We start from the raw sequence: 16,269 nt of genomic DNA on the forward strand, positions 1-16,269 counted from the left end.
GCAACCACATTACAGTTAAGCGCTATCTGTTGCCCAAGGCAGTATGAGCAGCGGTTAACTTATGCGATACTAGCTCAGTTGGTAGAGCGCAACCTTGCCAAGGTTGAGGTCATCGGTTCGAACCCGATGTATCGCTCCAGCTTTCTTCTAAAAAAGCTAATAAGTACTTTAAACCTCTGTGTTTAAAGGCGACCACAAAGGTCACGCTCTTTCTTTAATGCTGCGAAGCATAATCCCCCCAAAAAAGCAAATAATCCTCCATCATGGTGGATATTTTTTTGTCTTAAATTTTTCTTAGCAACTGGAATGCTAGTAAATATCAGGTCTTTGAAGCAGACACTTGAGGTTTTTCACATCTATAAACAGACTTATCCACAAAATGTTAGGTGTGGATAACTTGGTTGATAAAGTTGTTTCAGGCTTAATTCTTTACCTATCCCTAAAAGATCTTTCTTGTTTTCAATATATTAGATGAATTGCAGCGTTCGTAACTTGTTGTTTTTTATCAAGTTGGATGCCTATCTTGGATTTAATAAAAGATCGTTAACTTGTTGTTTTTTGATCTTAATCATTTATCGGTACTGTGTTTAACTTTGCTCGGGTGTCGGAAGTTTACGAGAGTTCTGAATTTTTTCCACATTGTTAGAATTGAGAACAAGGTCAAACATTGTTCTAAAATTATGTGTAACGAGTTGTCTTAAATGTTGGACTGTTAGTGGGGGCTCGCTTGCCATATATTGGTATATAAAGCGTTAAGCGTCTCTTGGTAGTCCTTTCTCTACTATACGTATCAGTCTGTGCTTTTTGGTGGAGATTTTGCTGTTACTTTTTTGCACACAGCTATTTTTCTGCGTAGAGCTATCTTCTTGCACACTGCTAGCTTTGGGTAACTGCTGTAGTTGTTTATTCAAAGCCCACTCAATATGCACATCAAGCATTTCGTTTTTGCCTTGATGAGACTCCAGGGTTTCAATAATGCGTTGTTGAAATGGTGCATTGCCCATCGCAACAAAGATATTGCGTAACCACTGGGTGTGGCCGATACGTCTGATTGCTGAGCCTTCCATTTTCTTTAGGAAGGTTGCTTCGTCCCAACTTGAAAGTGAAACCAGATCGGCTTCTTGGAAATCTTCTCTGCGGTGAAAGTCTGTTTGCTCTGTGAGTTCGGCATGACGATTCCACGGGCAAACTAACTGACAATCATCGCAACCGTAGATACGGTTACCAATGGCATCTCTATACTCTTCAGGGATCACACCATCATATTCAATGGTTAAGTACGAAATACATTTGCGCGCATCAACCACGCCATCAGCAATAATGGCACCCGTTGGGCAAGAAGTGATACATGCGGTGCATTTGCCGCACTCATCAACACTGGGTTCATCCGTGGGAAGAGGGATGTTAACCAACAGCTCCCCTAGAAAGAACCAAGAGCCAGCGTCTTTATCAAGAATTAATGAGTGTTTACCTGTCCAGCCCAACCCTGCTTTTTGAGCGAGTGGTCTTTCCAAAATGGGCGCTGAATCGACGAAAGGGCGTGAGTCTAAACCCTCGACCTCTTTTTCAATTCTTTGTCCTAGCTTTTTCAACTGGTTACGGAACAATTTGTGATAGTCGCGGCCTAAAGAATAGCGGCTGATGTAGCCTTGAGTGGTATCGCTTAGGTTAGAGGCGAACTGAGCTTCTGGTGGTAGGTAGTTCATTCGAGCGCTGATCACTCGAATTGTGCCTGGGTGAAGTTCATCAGGACGTGCACGCATCATCCCATGTCGAGCCATCCAATCCATTTCGCCGTGGTTGCCTGCATCTAGCCATGCTTGAAGAGGGGCTTCGTGTTCACTTAAATCAACATCGCAGATGCCAACTTTTTGAAAGCCCAGCTCTTTTCCCCAGATTTTAATTTTTTCAGCAAGATGGTCTAGATTCATGGCTTATTTCTTATTTTCTCTGTTTTACAATTAGAGATAAGGCTAATTAAAATTAGGTTCGGCAAAAATGGGGGCGGATCTTAACGGATCTTAGTGGTGTTGACCAGAACAGACGCGTTTTGATCAGTATTTTTCATAGAACTTACACTTGAGTGCTTGTCTCCCAAAAGCATCACGGTTTACTATTCTTGTTCTTTTGATTTTTATATAGTCAACGATCGATTTTTAGAGAACGTATTCATGAGCACTAAACAATTTACTTTGAAAGATGAACAAGCAACGATTCAACTAGGAACGGAGCTTTCTAATCTTTGCTCACAGCAGACAACGATTTATCTGCATGGTGATCTTGGCGCAGGTAAAACGACGTTTAGTCGCGGCTTTGTAAAAGCACTTGGTCATCAAGGAAATGTAAAAAGCCCAACGTATACTCTAGTTGAACCTTATCAACTTGCAGATTGGCAGGTGTATCATTTTGATCTTTACCGCCTAGCCGATCCTGAAGAACTCGAGTTTATGGGAATTCGTGACTATTTTACGCCGGATGCTATCTGTTTGGTTGAGTGGCCTGAGAAAGGTTATGGGATGCTACCAGAAGCCGATTTGGATATTGATATTCGTTACCAAGACGATCACCGTGTTGTTTCTTTAACCGCTAATAGTGAATACGGACAGCGCTTACTTAGTCAGTTGGAGTTATGTTGATTTCTAAACGCCTTATTTCAACAGTGGCCATGATGGCTGCTGTTTTTTCTATACTGTTTTCTTCACTTGTTTCTGCAAACTCACTGAAAAGTTTAAGGGTTTGGCCTTCTCCAGAAGAAACTCGTGTGGTTATCGACTTAAAATCAGAAGCGGACTTTAGCTATTTCACCCTGAGTAGCCCGAGTCGCTTAGTGGTTGATTTAAAAAATACCAGTCTTGCGACTAAGTTACCGGTCGAGGTGAAAGACAGCCCTGTTCTATCTAAGATTCGTAAGAGCTCACCGCCAGACAAAAACACCTATCGCTTGGTTTTTGAGTTAAAGAAGTCGTCTAAAGCAGAATTATTCAAACTGAGCCCGACCCCAGGTGGTCAGTATGGACACCGTTTGGTGATCGACTTACCTCATGGTGCGGCAAGTAAAGCGACATCGACACCGAGTAAGCCAACGGTAAGTAAGAACATTAATCAGGTTAAGCGCCAGAAAGATATTCTAATTGTGATTGATCCTGGCCACGGTGGTGAAGACCCAGGTTCGATTGGTCCTACGCGTAAATACGAAAAAGACGCGACTCTGAGTATTTCTAAGAAGTTAGCAGCTCAACTGAATGCGGTCCCGGGGATCAAAACTCGTATGACTCGTAATGCTGATTACTTTGTGAACCTGAATCGACGTGTTGCGATTGCTCGAGAGAATGAAGCTCACCTGTTGATCTCTATTCACGCCGACGCCTTTACGACGCCTCAACCAAGAGGTGGTTCAGTGTTTGTATTGAACACTCGACGCGCAAATACAGAGATCTCTCGTTGGATTGAGAATAAAGAGAAACAGTCTGAATTGCTTGGTGGTAGCGGTGCAGCGTTCACAAGCAATATTGATGATAAGAACGTAAACCAAACCCTGCTTGATTTGCAGTTTAGCCACTCTCAAAAAGAGGGCTACAAACTGGCAACGGCAATTCTGTCTGAAATGGGTAAGGTTGCGAAACTGCACAATAGCAAGCCGATTAACACCAGCTTAGCCGTATTACGTTCACCACAGATCCCATCAGTACTGGTAGAGACAGGTTTTATTTCGAATCCGACGGAAGAGAAGCTTCTTTTCCAACGTTCGCACCAAGATAAATTGGCACGAGCAGTGACTAAAGCGGTGGTTAAGTATTTGAAGGCTAACCCGCCTGAAGGGATTATCTTGTCTAACGCAACGTCATCAACGGGCAGCGTGAGCCAACATAAAGTCTCTCGTGGTGAGTCTTTGTCTGTGATTGCGAGCAAGTATGGTACGTCGACACAGACGTTGATGAAGTTCAACAATCTGAAATCGAGCAGCCTAGCAATTGGTCAAGTACTTAAGATTCCAGGCAGTGCTTCAACTTCATCATCAAGCAGTGCGGTTCAAACTAAGACCATCACTCACACGGTTAAGTCTGGAGAGTACCTAGGTAAGATCGCCAGCCGCTATAAAGTGTCGGTGGCTGATATTAAACGTGAGAACCGTTTGAAATCAGAGACGGTGAGAGTAGGCCAAAAGTTACGTATTACGGTTGAAGTTAAAGATGTTCCTCTGCGCAAACACAAAGTTGCAAGAGGTGATTACCTTGGCAAGATAGCTTCGAAATACGGCGTGAGCGTCAACAGCATTCGCCAAGCGAATAAGTTAAAATCTGACAGCCTGGCTATCGGCCAAGTGTTGATTATTCCTCACAAGTAGTCTTGGGAATGCTAAACAGCTTCAGGTATATCAATGATAAAAAATAAGAACTAGTGCAAACGTAGCAGCGTTTCCATCAATGGCAGTAAGGTAGCTATAAATATGACGATCAAAATACTGCCAGCTCGGTTAGCTAACCAAATCGCAGCGGGTGAGGTGGTAGAAAGACCCGCTTCTGTTGTAAAAGAGTTGGTTGAGAACAGTTTGGATTCTGGTGCGACACGTATCGATATTGATATCGAGAAAGGTGGCGCCAAGATGATCCGCGTTCGTGACAATGGTAAAGGCATCGTAAAAGATGAGCTTGCCTTGGCACTGAGTCGTCATGCTACCTCCAAAATCCACACTCTTGATGACCTAGAGGCGATCGTCAGCCTCGGTTTCCGTGGTGAAGCGCTGGCGAGTATTAGCTCGGTTGCGCGCTTGACCATGACTTCACGCCCTGCCACTCAAGATCAAGCTTGGGCAGCACACAGTGAAGGTCGTGATATGCAGGTAAAACTGCAGCCAGCAGCACACCCAATTGGTACTTCGGTTGAGGTGTTGGATCTGTTCTTCAATACGCCAGCACGCCGCAAATTCTTACGCACCGAGAAGACTGAATTCACCCATATTGATGAGTTGCTTAAACGCATCGCATTGAGTCGTTTTGATGTGACGATCAACCTTCGTCATAACGGCAAGATGATTCGTCAGTACCGCGCTGCAAAAACACAAGTTCAAGCAGAAAAGCGCATCGCTGCGGTATGTGGCAATCCTTTTGTTCGTCATATGCTTAAGATCGAACTTGAGCATCAAGGCCTAAAACTTCATGGCTGGATCACCACGCCAGAAGGAGCAAGACAACAAAGCGACCTGCAATACTGCTATGTGAATGGTCGTATGATGCGTGACAAGCTGATCAATCATGCGATTCGTCAAAGCTACGAAACCAGCCTGCGTCCAGACCAATTCGCGACGTATGTGTTGTTCATTGAACTCGACCCACATCAGGTGGACGTGAATGTCCACCCTGCAAAACATGAAGTGCGTTTTCATCAAGCGCGCCTTGTGCATGACTTTATTTACCAAGCATTGAGTGATGGTTTAGCACAGAGCAAGCAGATCGATGCTGCACCAATCAATCAGTCGGCTTTTCATCAGTCAGAAGTGATTCATCATCAGCAAGATAGTACGAGCTCTGCAGTTGATGGTGTTGCAAGTTTCGCTGAGCCAGAAAGCGTAATGCCTAGCAGTTCGGATCAAACCCAAGTTTCGGATAGGGTGCGACACGCTATTGAGCAAACGCCTGCCTACCCGAGAAAAGCAGAATCAGAGCACGCTTTTGATAAGCCTCAACACAGCGTTAATGATGGTGGGCGACACTATGTTTCATCAATTAGCCCAAGCTCATCAACCAGTCCAAGTTCATTAGCTGGCCGAAGCTCGGCTACTAGTGACAGCAGTTTTACCGGTTCCTCTCGCCAAGAGTGGATAGAGTCTCGACCTGTTCCGAGAAAAGAGAAAGAGCCACACCAACATCATGGTGAACCCGCGCCATCTAAGCGAGAAGTGAAAGCCTATAAAGAGCTTCTGAAAACGCCAGATTTTGATGAGCAAGTTGTACAGCCTTCACTTTCTCAAGAGCATGCGGCACCAGTAGAAACCAGAGACAACTTAGAAAATAAAGAAAATAAAGAAGCTAAGCCTGCTCAACAGAATCCTGTTCATTTAAAGCCAAGAGCACCTGTAACGGACTTGGGCAAAGCGGTCTCGATTGTGGAACGTCAGTATCTGGTAATGGGCAATAAGAACGGCAGTGTGCTGGTTTCCTTGGCTAAGGCTGAGTTATTGCGTGTTGTTGGTCAGCTTGATACTCGAGGTGGTGCGTTAAAAAGCCAACCACTATTGGTGCCTTTATCGATTAAGCTGGGTAGTGAACTTGTCGAAGTTGCTAAGGCGCTGAGTCAAACTCTGGCATTACTGGGGATTGAGCTTAAGGCGCGAAACAGCGAGGCGGTAATGGTGATGGGCGTGCCTTCTCCTTTAAGGCAGCAAAACTTACAAATTTTGATCCCAGATCTGTTATCTTACGCGGCTTCATTAAACGCTCAGATTGTTGATAAACACTCGGCTAATGTTTCTAACGACCTATTGCCATCATTGGTCAACTGGATCGGGATTCAAACCGCACAAGTAAAAAGCGACTACACTTTATCTGAAGCGGTTCAACTAGTTGGGGAACTAGAACAACTTTGGCATGGTCTACTTCCATTAGATGATCCAGAGTTTGTTAATCCTATCGACTTTTCAGCGACTATAGCCGCGTTTACGGTTTAATTTTTTCGCGACGACCTTTGTCTTTTTAGCTGAATACGTCGCGACACAAAGCCCTTTGCTAAAAAGCGCTAAAACAGAGAAGCAAATACAAAATATCATGACTGAAAAATTACCTTTAGCGTTGTTTTTAATGGGCCCAACGGCGTCAGGAAAAACAGATTTAGCTATCCGCTTACGTCAGAAATACCCTGTAGAGATCATCAGCGTCGATTCGGCATTGATCTACAAAGACATGGATATTGGTACCGCTAAACCGGATGCGGAAGAGCTTGAGCTCGCGCCTCATCGCTTGATTGATATTTTGGATCCAAGCGAAGCGTATTCTGCGGCAGATTTTCGTCGTGATGCGATCAATGAAATGAATAAGATTGTAGCGGAAGGCAAAATCCCGCTACTTGTTGGTGGCACAATGCTGTACTACAAAGCATTGTTGGAAGGTTTATCGCCATTACCAGCAGCGGATCAAGAGATTCGTAAGAAGATTGAAGCGGAATCTATTGAACAGGGTTGGCAGGCATTGCACGATCAATTAAGAGAGATAGATCCCGTATCCGCTGAAAGAATACACCCAAATGATCCACAAAGGCTTTCAAGGGCATTGGAAGTTTACCGAATTTCGGGTAAAACATTAACAGAGCTAACTCAAACGAAAGGCGATAGCCTGCCATTTCGTGTAAAACAATTTGCAATAGCTCCCAAGGAAAGGACTGAACTCCATCGCCGCATTGAGCTGCGTTTCGAGAAGATGATAGAAGCTGGGTTTGAAGATGAAATGAAGGCGTTGTACGCCAGAGAAGATCTTCACCCTGAACTGCCATCGATCCGATGCGTTGGTTATAGGCAGATGTGGGATTATTTAGACGGTAATTGTGATTTAGACGAAGCGGTTTTCCGTGGTGTCTGTGCAACCCGTCAGTTGGCCAAGCGACAAATCACCTGGTTGCGCAGTTGGGATGATTTAACTTGGTTAGATAGCGAAAACATTGATCAAGCGTTAGAAACTCTTTCAGATGCAATAGCATCTGATTAGTATTGCTGTGTATAATGTGATCGCTTTTGCGTGAATATACTCTGGAAAGGATCCGTTATTGAGGCTTTTAAAAATCACAGCCTTTCAATAACAACGGAGTTTTTTTATTCATTTAGCTCAGATGCAAAGGCCGCACCTTTTTGTGCACCACTAGCTAAATAATTACAACAAAATACAAATAAGGAAAATAAAATGGCTAAGGGGCAATCGCTACAAGACCCATTCCTAAATGCACTCCGTCGTGAGCGCATTCCAGTCTCTATCTATCTTGTTAACGGCATTAAGCTGCAAGGTCAGATCGAGTCTTTCGATCAATTCGTGATCTTATTGAAGAACACAGTAAACCAAATGGTTTACAAGCATGCGATTTCTACTGTGGTACCTGCTCGCGCAGTTAGTCACCACAGCGGCGAGCAACGCACGCCATCTGATCGTCCAGAGAAGACTGAAGATTAATCGTTCAATTTGTACAGCTTGCGCTGTAATAAGGAGTTGGTTGCTTGTTTGACCGTTATGAATCCGGCGAGCGAGCCGTACTTGTTCATATCAACTTCACGCAAGAGGGAGAATGGGAAGATCTAAGCGAATGTGAAATGCTGGTCTCCTCAGCGGGGGTAGAAACGCTACAAGTGATTACTGGTAGCCGACAATCCCCACTCCCTAAATACTACGTTGGAGAAGGTAAAGCCCTAGAAATCGCACAAGCTGTTCAGCTGACCGGTGCTGAAATTGTGATTTTTAACCACTCCCTCTCTCCTGCCCAAGAGCGCAACCTCGAGCAATTGTGTAAATGTCGTGTGATTGATCGCACGGGTTTGATCTTAGATATTTTTGCACAACGTGCGCGAACTCATGAAGGTAAGCTACAAGTTGAGCTCGCTCAGCTTCGTCATATCTCTACTCGACTGATTCGTGGTTGGACTCACCTTGAAAGGCAGAAAGGTGGTATTGGTCTTCGTGGTCCAGGTGAAACTCAACTGGAAACCGATCGACGTTTGTTGCGTGACCGTATAAAGGCAATACTACGTCGTTTAGCGAAAGTCGCTAAGCAGCGTGAACAAGGACGACGTGCTCGTAATCGAGCTGAAATCCCAACAATTTCTTTGGTTGGTTATACCAACGCAGGGAAATCAACACTTTTCAATCGCATCACAAGTGCTGGTGTTTATGCGGCAGACCAACTGTTTGCAACCCTAGACCCAACACTACGTAAGATTGATTTGGCAGATGTCGGGCCTGCAATTCTCGCAGATACCGTAGGTTTTATCCGTCATCTACCACACGACTTGGTCGCTGCGTTCAAGGCAACATTACAAGAGACGCAGGAAGCTGACATTTTGTTACATGTTGTTGATGCCAGTGATGACCGTTTTCGTGAGAACATTCAGGCTGTTCATGAAGTATTAGAAGAAATCGATGCTCATGAAGTGCCAACCCTTGTAGTCATGAACAAAATTGACTGCATGGAAGACCAAAAACCTCGAATTGAAAGAGACGAAGAGGGCGCACCTCGCGCTGTTTGGGTTTCTGCAATGGAAGGAGAAGGTATTGAACTGCTGTTTGAAGCTTTAACTGAGCGTTTAGCTAGCCAGATGGTTCAATTCCGGTTGTGTATTCCACATCAACATCAGGGCCGTATTCGCAGCTTATTCTTCGAGATGAAATGTATTCAACAGGAAGAGTATGATGAAAATGGTAACTTGTTGATAGATATCCGAATGCAACAAATAGATTGGTCTAAACTTGAAAAAAGAGAAGGGGCGCTCTTAGGTGACTTTATCGTTACCAAAGAGACTGCTACAGTATAACGTCATATCAAATGATGGAGCTTTCTAATGGCGTGGAATGAGCCTGGAAATAACAACAACGGCGATAATAACGGCCGCGATAATGACCCTTGGGGTAATAAAAATAATCGCGGCGGCCGAGATCAAGGACCGCCAGATCTAGACGAAGTGTTTAATAAACTAAGTCAAAAGTTAGGTGGCAAGTTTGGTAAAAAGGGTGGCAACGGTAACGGGCCATCTATTGGTGGTGGCGGTGCAATTGGCTTTGGTGTCATTGCCGTTATTGCTATTGCTATCTGGTTCTTCGCTGGTTTCTACACCGTTGGCGAAGCAGAAAGAGCAGTAGTACTTCGACTGGGTCAGTTCGACCGTATCGAAGAACCTGGTCTTAACTGGCACCCACGCTTCATCGATGAAATCAGTGATGAGCAACTAGTAAACGTTCAAGCGATTCGTTCTCTACGTGCTGCTGGCACGATGCTAACGAAAGATGAAAACGTTGTGACCGTTGAAATGGGTGTTCAATACCGTGTTTCTGACCCATACAAGTACTTGTATCGTGTAACGAATGCAGACGACAGTTTACGTCAAGCAACCGATTCCGCGCTTCGTGCGGTAATTGGTGACTCACTAATGGATAGTATCCTGACAAGTGGTCGTCAGCAGATTCGTCAAAGCACTCAAGAAACGTTGAACCGTATTATTGATAGCTACGATATGGGTATTCTGATTGTTGATGTGAACTTCCAGTCAGCACGTCCACCTGAGCAAGTGAAAGATGCATTTGATGATGCTATCGCGGCTCGTGAGGATGAAGAGCGTTTCGAGCGTGAAGCTGAAGCTTACCGAAATGACATTCTTCCAAAAGCAACAGGTCGTGCTGAGCGTTTGAAGAAAGAAGCGGTGGGTTACTCAGAGCGCACAGTTAATGGTGCTCTAGGTCAAGTTGCTCAATTCGAGAAACTGCTACCTGAATACCAAGCTGCTCCTGAAGTAACACGTAACCGTATGTACCTAGATACAATGGAAAAAGTGTACTCAAGCACATCGAAAGTCCTGATTGATTCTGAATCAAGCGGTAACTTGCTATACCTACCAATTGATAAGCTAGGCGCACAAGGTGGTTCTCAGTCGGGCTCTCGCCCTGCAAAAGCATCATCAACTTACGATCAAATTGAGTTAGAAACTCAAGCGGATCCAAAGCCTAGCACTCAAACTCGTTCAGACAGTTCACGCCAAGGGAGATACTAATAATGCGTAAATTAATGATCCCTGTATTAGTTGTGACGATTGCCCTTCTATTGATGTCAGTGTTTGTGATTCAAGAAGGTGAGCGTGGCATGGTAATTCGTTTTGGTCGAGTTCTCGATGACAACGGCGTATCACGAATCTATGAACCAGGTCTGCACTTTAAACTACCGATGTTTGATCGCGTAAAAGTACTTGATGCTCGTATTCAAACGATGGATGGCCGTTCTGACCGTTTCGTAACATCAGAGAAAAAAGACGTTCTAATTGATACTTACGCAAAATGGCGTATTGCTGATTTTGGACGTTTCTATCTGAGTACCGGTGGCGGTAATATCATGACGGCAGAAGCACTTCTTGAGCGTAAAGTGACAGATGTTCTTCGTTCTGAAATTGGTTCTCGTGAAATTAAGCAGATCGTGTCAGGCCCTCGCAACAAGGACATCCTGCCAGACTCTGCTGATAGCGAAGTCGTCACAACGGTAGCGGCTGCAGAAGCACTAGAAGTTGATGGCGAACGCGATAAGATCATGGAAAACGTTTTGTCTGGAACGGCAGAAAGTGCGATGGCTGATTTAGGTGTTGAAGTTGTTGATTTTCGTATGAAGAAGATTAACCTTCCTGACGAAATCAGTGAATCTATCTACCGCCGTATGCGTGCAGAACGTGAATCGGTTGCTCGTAGACACCGTTCTCAAGGTCGTGAGAAAGCGGAAGTTATCCGTGCTCAAGCTGAGCTAGAAGTGGCAACAGTTCTTGCTGAAGCTGACCGTACAGCTCGAATCACTCGTGGTGATGCGGATGCAGAAGCAGCGAAGATCTACTCTGATGCGTTCAGCAAAGATCCTGAGTTCTACGGCTTCATGCGTTCATTGCAAGCTTATGAGACATCATTTAGCGATAAGAGCGACATTCTAGTACTGGATCCGAAGACTGACTTCTTCCAATACATGAATCAAGCAAGCGGCGCTCCAGCAAAATAAGCTGATGCGTTAGCGAATGCTTAGCTTAATAAGCAAAATACGTTAAAACTTAAAAGGCTCCCATTGTGGGAGCCTTTTTGTTTTCTATGACTTCTTTCAGGAGGAGACATGTTTGTGGATTCACTATTGGGGCACGAGGGAAGGCGCTTAACAGCGTTCTACTTATAGAAACCTAGCGGTAGGTCATGAAAGCGATAACCGCTCCAGCCACCACAAGACAGCCTCCAATGCGGCGCAGTTGCGTGTCTGGTTGCTCGCTCAGTTGCGCGACCATGTTTCTCCAGCCATTGGGTGCAATCAAGGGGCCGAGCCCTTCCACAATAAGTACGAGCCCAATAGCGAGCCAAATTGATTGAGACATGGTTCTGCCTTTTGTCTGTAAAAAAGCAATGATATCAGTATCTTTACACATCTGCCCCCAGTTATGGCTGGTTTATTTTTGTACAGCGTTAACGTTTATGAACAAAAAGTGACTGCAAGAAGTGTGATTCAGTGCTAGAATCCATTTTTAATTAGCAACAGAAATTGGAAAGATGGGAAATAACGTAGTCGTTCTAGGCACCCAATGGGGTGATGAAGGTAAAGGTAAAATCGTTGACCTTTTAACTGAAGATGCAAAATACGTGGTTCGCTACCAAGGCGGTCACAATGCAGGTCACACACTTGTAATTGACGGTGAAAAAACCGTTCTTCACTTAATTCCATCAGGCATCCTACGTAATAACGTTAAATGTGTTATTGGTAACGGTGTAGTATTATCGCCTGACGCACTTCTAAAAGAAATGAAGCCTCTTGAAGATCGCGGTATTCCAGTACGTGAACGTCTTTTCATCTCTGAAGCTTGTCCTCTAATTCTTCCGTACCACATTGCAATCGACAACGCGCGTGAAATCGCTCGTGGCGCTAAAGCTATCGGTACAACGGGTCGTGGTATCGGTCCTGCTTACGAAGATAAAGTTGCTCGTCGCGGTCTACGCGTTGGCGACCTTTTCGATAAAGAAGCATTTGCTGAGAAGCTAAAAGAAGTGATGGAATTCCACAACTTCCAACTAGAGCACTTCTACAAAGCTGAAACAGTAAGCTACGAAGAAGTTCTTGAGCAAGCGATGAGCTACGCAGACATGTTAACTGCGATGGTTATCGACGTAACTGACGAACTAGACGCAGCACGTAAGCGCGGCGACAAGATCATGTTCGAAGGTGCTCAAGGTACGCTACTAGATATCGACCACGGTACTTACCCATACGTGACGTCTTCTAACACGACTGCTGGTGGTGTTGCTGCAGGTTCTGGTTTCGGTCCTCGTCACATCGGTTACATCCTTGGTATTACTAAGGCTTACTGTACTCGTGTTGGTTCAGGTCCATTCCCTACTGAGCTATACGATGGCCTTGAGAAGCAAGACCCAGTTGGTAAACACCTAGGCGATGTTGGTCACGAGTTTGGCGCAACAACTGGTCGTCTACGTCGTACTGGTTGGTTTGATGCTGTTGCTATGCGTCGTGCAATCCAAATCAACTCTCTATCTGGTATGTGTCTAACTAAACTAGACGTTCTAGATGGCCTAGAAGAACTAAAAATTTGTACTGGTTACAAGATGAAAGATGGTTCTATCCTAGAAGTTTCTCCAATGGCTGCTGAGTCATTCGAAGAAGCGACGCCAATCTACGAAACAATGCCTGGTTGGTCTGAAAACACATTTGGTGCTAAATCTATCGACGCGCTTCCACAAGCTGCTCTAGATTACATCAAGCGTATCGAAGACCTAACTGGCGTTCCAATTGATATCGTATCAACTGGCCCAGATCGTAACGAAACTATCATCAAGGTTCACCCATACGGCGCATAATGCCTGCTGAGTGATTACCAGGCACGAACAGTGCTTTGATAATAAAATAGTTTTCTAAAAGCCGACTTTATTAAGTCGGCTTTTTAATACCTGCAATTTAGCCGTTCACTCTTTGATGGTGATCTTTTAAGCGTCATCAGGCAAAATATTGCCCATTAGCGGCAAGTTTTGTCTAAAGCCGTCGGGGTTATTGCCGATACAGATATCATGGAAAGTGAAGTTCACCCTGTTTTGTGCGTGTAGAAATCCTCTGCACCCCTCAATAGATAACTTTAGCGACAGATAATAGAGTGCAGGTATGAAGCTACGAATTGTGGCAGCTTCATTAATAATGGCGCTGAGCTCACCCTTGAGTCATGCTAATTTGGCTGATGTGGGAGAGCCCGTTCCAATATATACAGAAGCTGAACTGATTAATTTAATCGAAAATAATCAACATCTAGAGCGAGTGAAAGCTGATAAGTGCCAGTTAGTTGAAGATATCGTTGCTCGTGCAACGCGTATTAGCTTGCCTTCTTATGAGTTTTTATACGGTGATATGTTGGCTTGGGGTGTGTGTGTTCCACAAGATGTAGAGCTTGGCCTTTACTATATGGAAAACGCGGCACATCAAGGTTTACCCGCTGCATTAGAGCAGTTAGGTCGTTATTACTCTCGTGGTACTTTGGTACAACAAGATCAAGAGCGTGCGATTCCGTATCTACGTGAAGCAGCCTCGATGGGTAACTTAAGTGCGAGCATTCACTTAGCGGAACTCTTGTTACGTGACTACGGTAGCCCATTGGATTATGAAGATGCTTACCGTTGGTTGTATAATTCGGTAACCGCAGACCAAAGACAACACAGACGTATCACTGTGCTTCGTAGCGGCCTGGAACAGAGAATGCCAGACAATATTATTGCTCGAGCAAAACGTCGAGACGTGTTCTGGTAATACCGAGCAAGAAGCCTGTAATGATCCCTGCACTCATTGTTACAGGAAACAAGACTTAAAAAGCCCCGCCTAATTTAGTTAGTGCGGGGCTTTTTACGTTTAGGAGGTCATGCTATTCGATTGCGAGTTTATTGAACAACCTCACCAGACTCAATTACCGTTTCACGAACAACCTTAGTGAAATCGAGTGCTTCTTGGCGGATCTTATCTTCGTCTACCGTTAGCATGTCGCGATCTTGCATGATGATCTTGCCATCAACGATGGAATGACGAACATTGCCTGAGTTAGCTGAGTACACCAGTGCTGAGTATGGGTTGTAGACCGGAACCATGTTTGGCGCCTTAGTATCGATCACTATGATGTCAGCCAGTTTGCCTGCTTCAAGAGAGCCGATCTTATCTTCCATGTGCAGCGCTTTTGCTGCGCCCATGGTCGCCATGTCGATCACTTTGATCGGCGGCATCGCAGCACGATCTTTGTTAACTAACTTGTGAACCTTAGCGACTTGGTTGAACTCATCAATGGTGCTCAGTGTGTTACCAGACATTGGGCCATCAGTACCTAAACCGATACGCACGTTCTCGTCATACATCTTAAGGGCAGGTGATACACCTTTTGCTGACTTGATGTTAGCACTCATGTTATGAGCTACACCCATATCCGATTTCTTCACCAGTTCGATATCATGATCGTCAACAAGGATCATGTGTGCACCCACCAAGTTCTTGTTGAGTGCGCCAATGCTGTCCATGTATTGAACCGGGGACAATCCATCAGAACGCTCTGCGATTTTCTCTTCTTCACGGTGTGATTCTGCAAGGTGAATCATTACTGGAACATCTAACTCTAGGGAGAGCTTAGATATTTTCTGCAGGATCTCTGTGGTGTTGGTGTAAGGCGCATGCGGTGCAAACGCTGGTGTGATTCGCGGGTGATCTTTGTATTCTTCAATGAAGTTCAACGCGTACTTAATGCCTTCTTCGGCGTTGGCCGCATCGGCTACAGGGAACTTAATCACCGTTTCACCTAGGATGGCACGCATACCGATCTTATCGACGGTTTTTGCGACTTCATCTTCGAAGTAGTACATGTCGGCGTAAGTGGTCACACCGCCTTTCACCATTTCAACGTTACCTAGGTTGGCACCAATGCGTACCATGTCTCGCGATACTAGCTTCTTCTCTAGCGGAAAGATGTAACGGTGCAGGCGATCTGGCACATCATCGGCTAACGAACGGAAAACTGTCATTGATACATGAGTATGGGTATTGATGAGACCTGGCATAACGATATCGCCATCAACGTCTAACACTTGCTTAGCTTGGTACTGCTTCTCTAGTGAAGCATCACCAACCGCAATGATTTTGTTGTCTTTGACCACAACAGTACCGCTTTCATAAACCGTTTTGTCTTGGTTCATGGTTAGAACCATCGCATCGGTAATCATCAGGTCAGCCTTTTCCATTGCCGAACTTGCGAATGGGAACAGCGCTAGGCTCGCCATAGCTGAAGCCAATAAAGTGCGTTTTAGTTTCATATCATACCCAGAACAGGAGTTGGTAAAGTGCGTGGATAATAGTGTATTTCATTCATGGCGCAAACGTTTGTTTTATCGTTTGCTTGAAATTTTGATGATAATCCACGTCTATGAAGCGATGTTTCACAAAGTGAAGATATGTATCAATCTGAGGTTATTTGAGTGTTTTCTAAAGCATATCTGTAGCTTACCCCTAGCATCAGATATACTAGGGGTATATACCTTCCTTGCTTAA

Annotated in this window: 13 protein-coding genes and 1 tRNA gene; 11 read left to right on the forward strand and 3 right to left on the reverse strand. The window is 44.7% G+C overall.

Annotated features, from left to right (window positions below; translation table 11 throughout):
- Positions 1–63 precede the first annotated feature (63 nt).
- Positions 64–139, forward strand: a tRNA-Gly gene (locus AB4323_RS19855).
- A 613-nt stretch (positions 140–752) separates the two neighbouring features.
- Here the strand turns inward: AB4323_RS19855 and queG are convergent.
- Positions 753–1,931 (reverse strand): tRNA epoxyqueuosine(34) reductase QueG, encoded by a 1,179-nt coding sequence (queG, locus tag AB4323_RS19860; protein ID WP_102428648.1) that lies wholly within the window; start codon positions 1,929–1,931, stop codon positions 753–755.
- Positions 1,932–2,171: 240 nt separating this feature from the next.
- Between queG and tsaE the strand changes: the two genes are divergently transcribed.
- From tsaE to hflC, 8 genes are all read left to right on the forward strand, one after another.
- Complete coding sequence (gene tsaE, locus AB4323_RS19865; RefSeq protein WP_017059923.1) at positions 2,172–2,636, forward strand: tRNA (adenosine(37)-N6)-threonylcarbamoyltransferase complex ATPase subunit type 1 TsaE; 465 nt, start codon at positions 2,172–2,174, stop codon at positions 2,634–2,636.
- Positions 2,630–4,345, forward strand: a complete 1,716-nt coding sequence (locus AB4323_RS19870; RefSeq protein ID WP_372059026.1) for an N-acetylmuramoyl-L-alanine amidase — start codon at positions 2,630–2,632, stop codon at positions 4,343–4,345. Before tsaE ends, AB4323_RS19870 begins: the two co-directional genes overlap by 7 nt.
- Positions 4,346–4,447: 102 nt before the next feature.
- Entirely contained in the window at positions 4,448–6,664 is a 2,217-nt protein-coding gene (gene mutL, locus AB4323_RS19875) for a DNA mismatch repair endonuclease MutL (RefSeq protein ID WP_102428650.1), read from the forward strand.
- Between the two features lie 97 nt (positions 6,665–6,761).
- Complete coding sequence (gene miaA, locus AB4323_RS19880) at positions 6,762–7,694, forward strand: tRNA (adenosine(37)-N6)-dimethylallyltransferase MiaA (protein WP_372089619.1); 933 nt, start codon at positions 6,762–6,764, stop codon at positions 7,692–7,694.
- Positions 7,695–7,886: 192 nt separating this feature from the next.
- Positions 7,887–8,150: an RNA chaperone Hfq gene (gene hfq / locus AB4323_RS19885; RefSeq protein WP_017059927.1), complete on the forward strand. Its 264-nt coding sequence runs from the start codon at positions 7,887–7,889 to the stop codon at positions 8,148–8,150.
- Positions 8,151–8,194: 44 nt separating this feature from the next.
- On the forward strand, positions 8,195–9,502 hold the full coding sequence (gene hflX / locus AB4323_RS19890; RefSeq protein WP_017059928.1) for a ribosome rescue GTPase HflX: 1,308 nt from the start codon (positions 8,195–8,197) through the stop codon (positions 9,500–9,502).
- A 27-nt stretch (positions 9,503–9,529) separates the two neighbouring features.
- Positions 9,530–10,732 (forward strand): FtsH protease activity modulator HflK, encoded by a 1,203-nt coding sequence (hflK, locus tag AB4323_RS19895; protein WP_017063176.1) that lies wholly within the window; start codon positions 9,530–9,532, stop codon positions 10,730–10,732.
- A 2-nt stretch (positions 10,733–10,734) separates the two neighbouring features.
- Entirely contained in the window at positions 10,735–11,712 is a 978-nt protein-coding gene (gene hflC / locus AB4323_RS19900; protein WP_017059930.1) for a protease modulator HflC, read from the forward strand.
- 172 nt (positions 11,713–11,884) lie between these two features.
- Here hflC and AB4323_RS19905 read toward each other — a convergent pair whose 3' ends face one another.
- Positions 11,885–12,073: a DUF2065 domain-containing protein gene (locus AB4323_RS19905; protein WP_010434105.1), complete on the reverse strand. Its 189-nt coding sequence runs from the start codon at positions 12,071–12,073 to the stop codon at positions 11,885–11,887.
- 172 nt (positions 12,074–12,245) lie between these two features.
- Here AB4323_RS19905 and AB4323_RS19910 point away from each other — a divergent pair, with 172 nt between their 5' ends.
- Together AB4323_RS19910 and motX are read left to right on the forward strand one after the other, a co-directional pair.
- Positions 12,246–13,562 (forward strand): adenylosuccinate synthase, encoded by a 1,317-nt coding sequence (locus tag AB4323_RS19910; protein WP_010434108.1) that lies wholly within the window; start codon positions 12,246–12,248, stop codon positions 13,560–13,562.
- A gap of 298 nt (positions 13,563–13,860) precedes the next feature.
- Complete coding sequence (motX, locus tag AB4323_RS19915; protein WP_017063177.1) at positions 13,861–14,496, forward strand: flagellar protein MotX; 636 nt, start codon at positions 13,861–13,863, stop codon at positions 14,494–14,496.
- A gap of 128 nt (positions 14,497–14,624) precedes the next feature.
- Here motX and AB4323_RS19920 read toward each other — a convergent pair whose 3' ends face one another.
- Positions 14,625–16,034: an amidohydrolase gene (locus AB4323_RS19920; RefSeq protein ID WP_017063178.1), complete on the reverse strand. Its 1,410-nt coding sequence runs from the start codon at positions 16,032–16,034 to the stop codon at positions 14,625–14,627.
- Positions 16,035–16,269 lie beyond the last annotated feature (235 nt).

Origin of the sequence: Vibrio sp. 10N.261.52.C11, assembly GCF_041471405.1 — a bacterium.
In the GTDB taxonomy this organism is placed as follows: Bacteria; Pseudomonadota; Gammaproteobacteria; order Enterobacterales; family Vibrionaceae; genus Vibrio; species Vibrio crassostreae_C.

Coding starts and splice junctions, on each gene's coding strand:
- queG (WP_102428648.1), bottom strand. CDS start 1,931: ATGAATCTAGACCATCTTGCTGAAAAAATTAAAATCTGGGGAAAAGAG.
- tsaE (WP_017059923.1), top strand. CDS start 2,172: ATGAGCACTAAACAATTTACTTTGAAAGATGAACAAGCAACGATTCAA.
- AB4323_RS19870 (WP_372059026.1), top strand. CDS start 2,630: ATGTTGATTTCTAAACGCCTTATTTCAACAGTGGCCATGATGGCTGCT.
- mutL (WP_102428650.1), top strand. CDS start 4,448: ATGACGATCAAAATACTGCCAGCTCGGTTAGCTAACCAAATCGCAGCG.
- miaA (WP_372089619.1), top strand. CDS start 6,762: ATGACTGAAAAATTACCTTTAGCGTTGTTTTTAATGGGCCCAACGGCG.
- hfq (WP_017059927.1), top strand. CDS start 7,887: ATGGCTAAGGGGCAATCGCTACAAGACCCATTCCTAAATGCACTCCGT.
- hflK (WP_017063176.1), top strand. CDS start 9,530: ATGGCGTGGAATGAGCCTGGAAATAACAACAACGGCGATAATAACGGC.
- hflC (WP_017059930.1), top strand. CDS start 10,735: ATGCGTAAATTAATGATCCCTGTATTAGTTGTGACGATTGCCCTTCTA.
- AB4323_RS19905 (WP_010434105.1), bottom strand. CDS start 12,073: ATGTCTCAATCAATTTGGCTCGCTATTGGGCTCGTACTTATTGTGGAA.
- AB4323_RS19910 (WP_010434108.1), top strand. CDS start 12,246: ATGGGAAATAACGTAGTCGTTCTAGGCACCCAATGGGGTGATGAAGGT.
- motX (WP_017063177.1), top strand. CDS start 13,861: ATGAAGCTACGAATTGTGGCAGCTTCATTAATAATGGCGCTGAGCTCA.
- AB4323_RS19920 (WP_017063178.1), bottom strand. CDS start 16,034: ATGAAACTAAAACGCACTTTATTGGCTTCAGCTATGGCGAGCCTAGCG.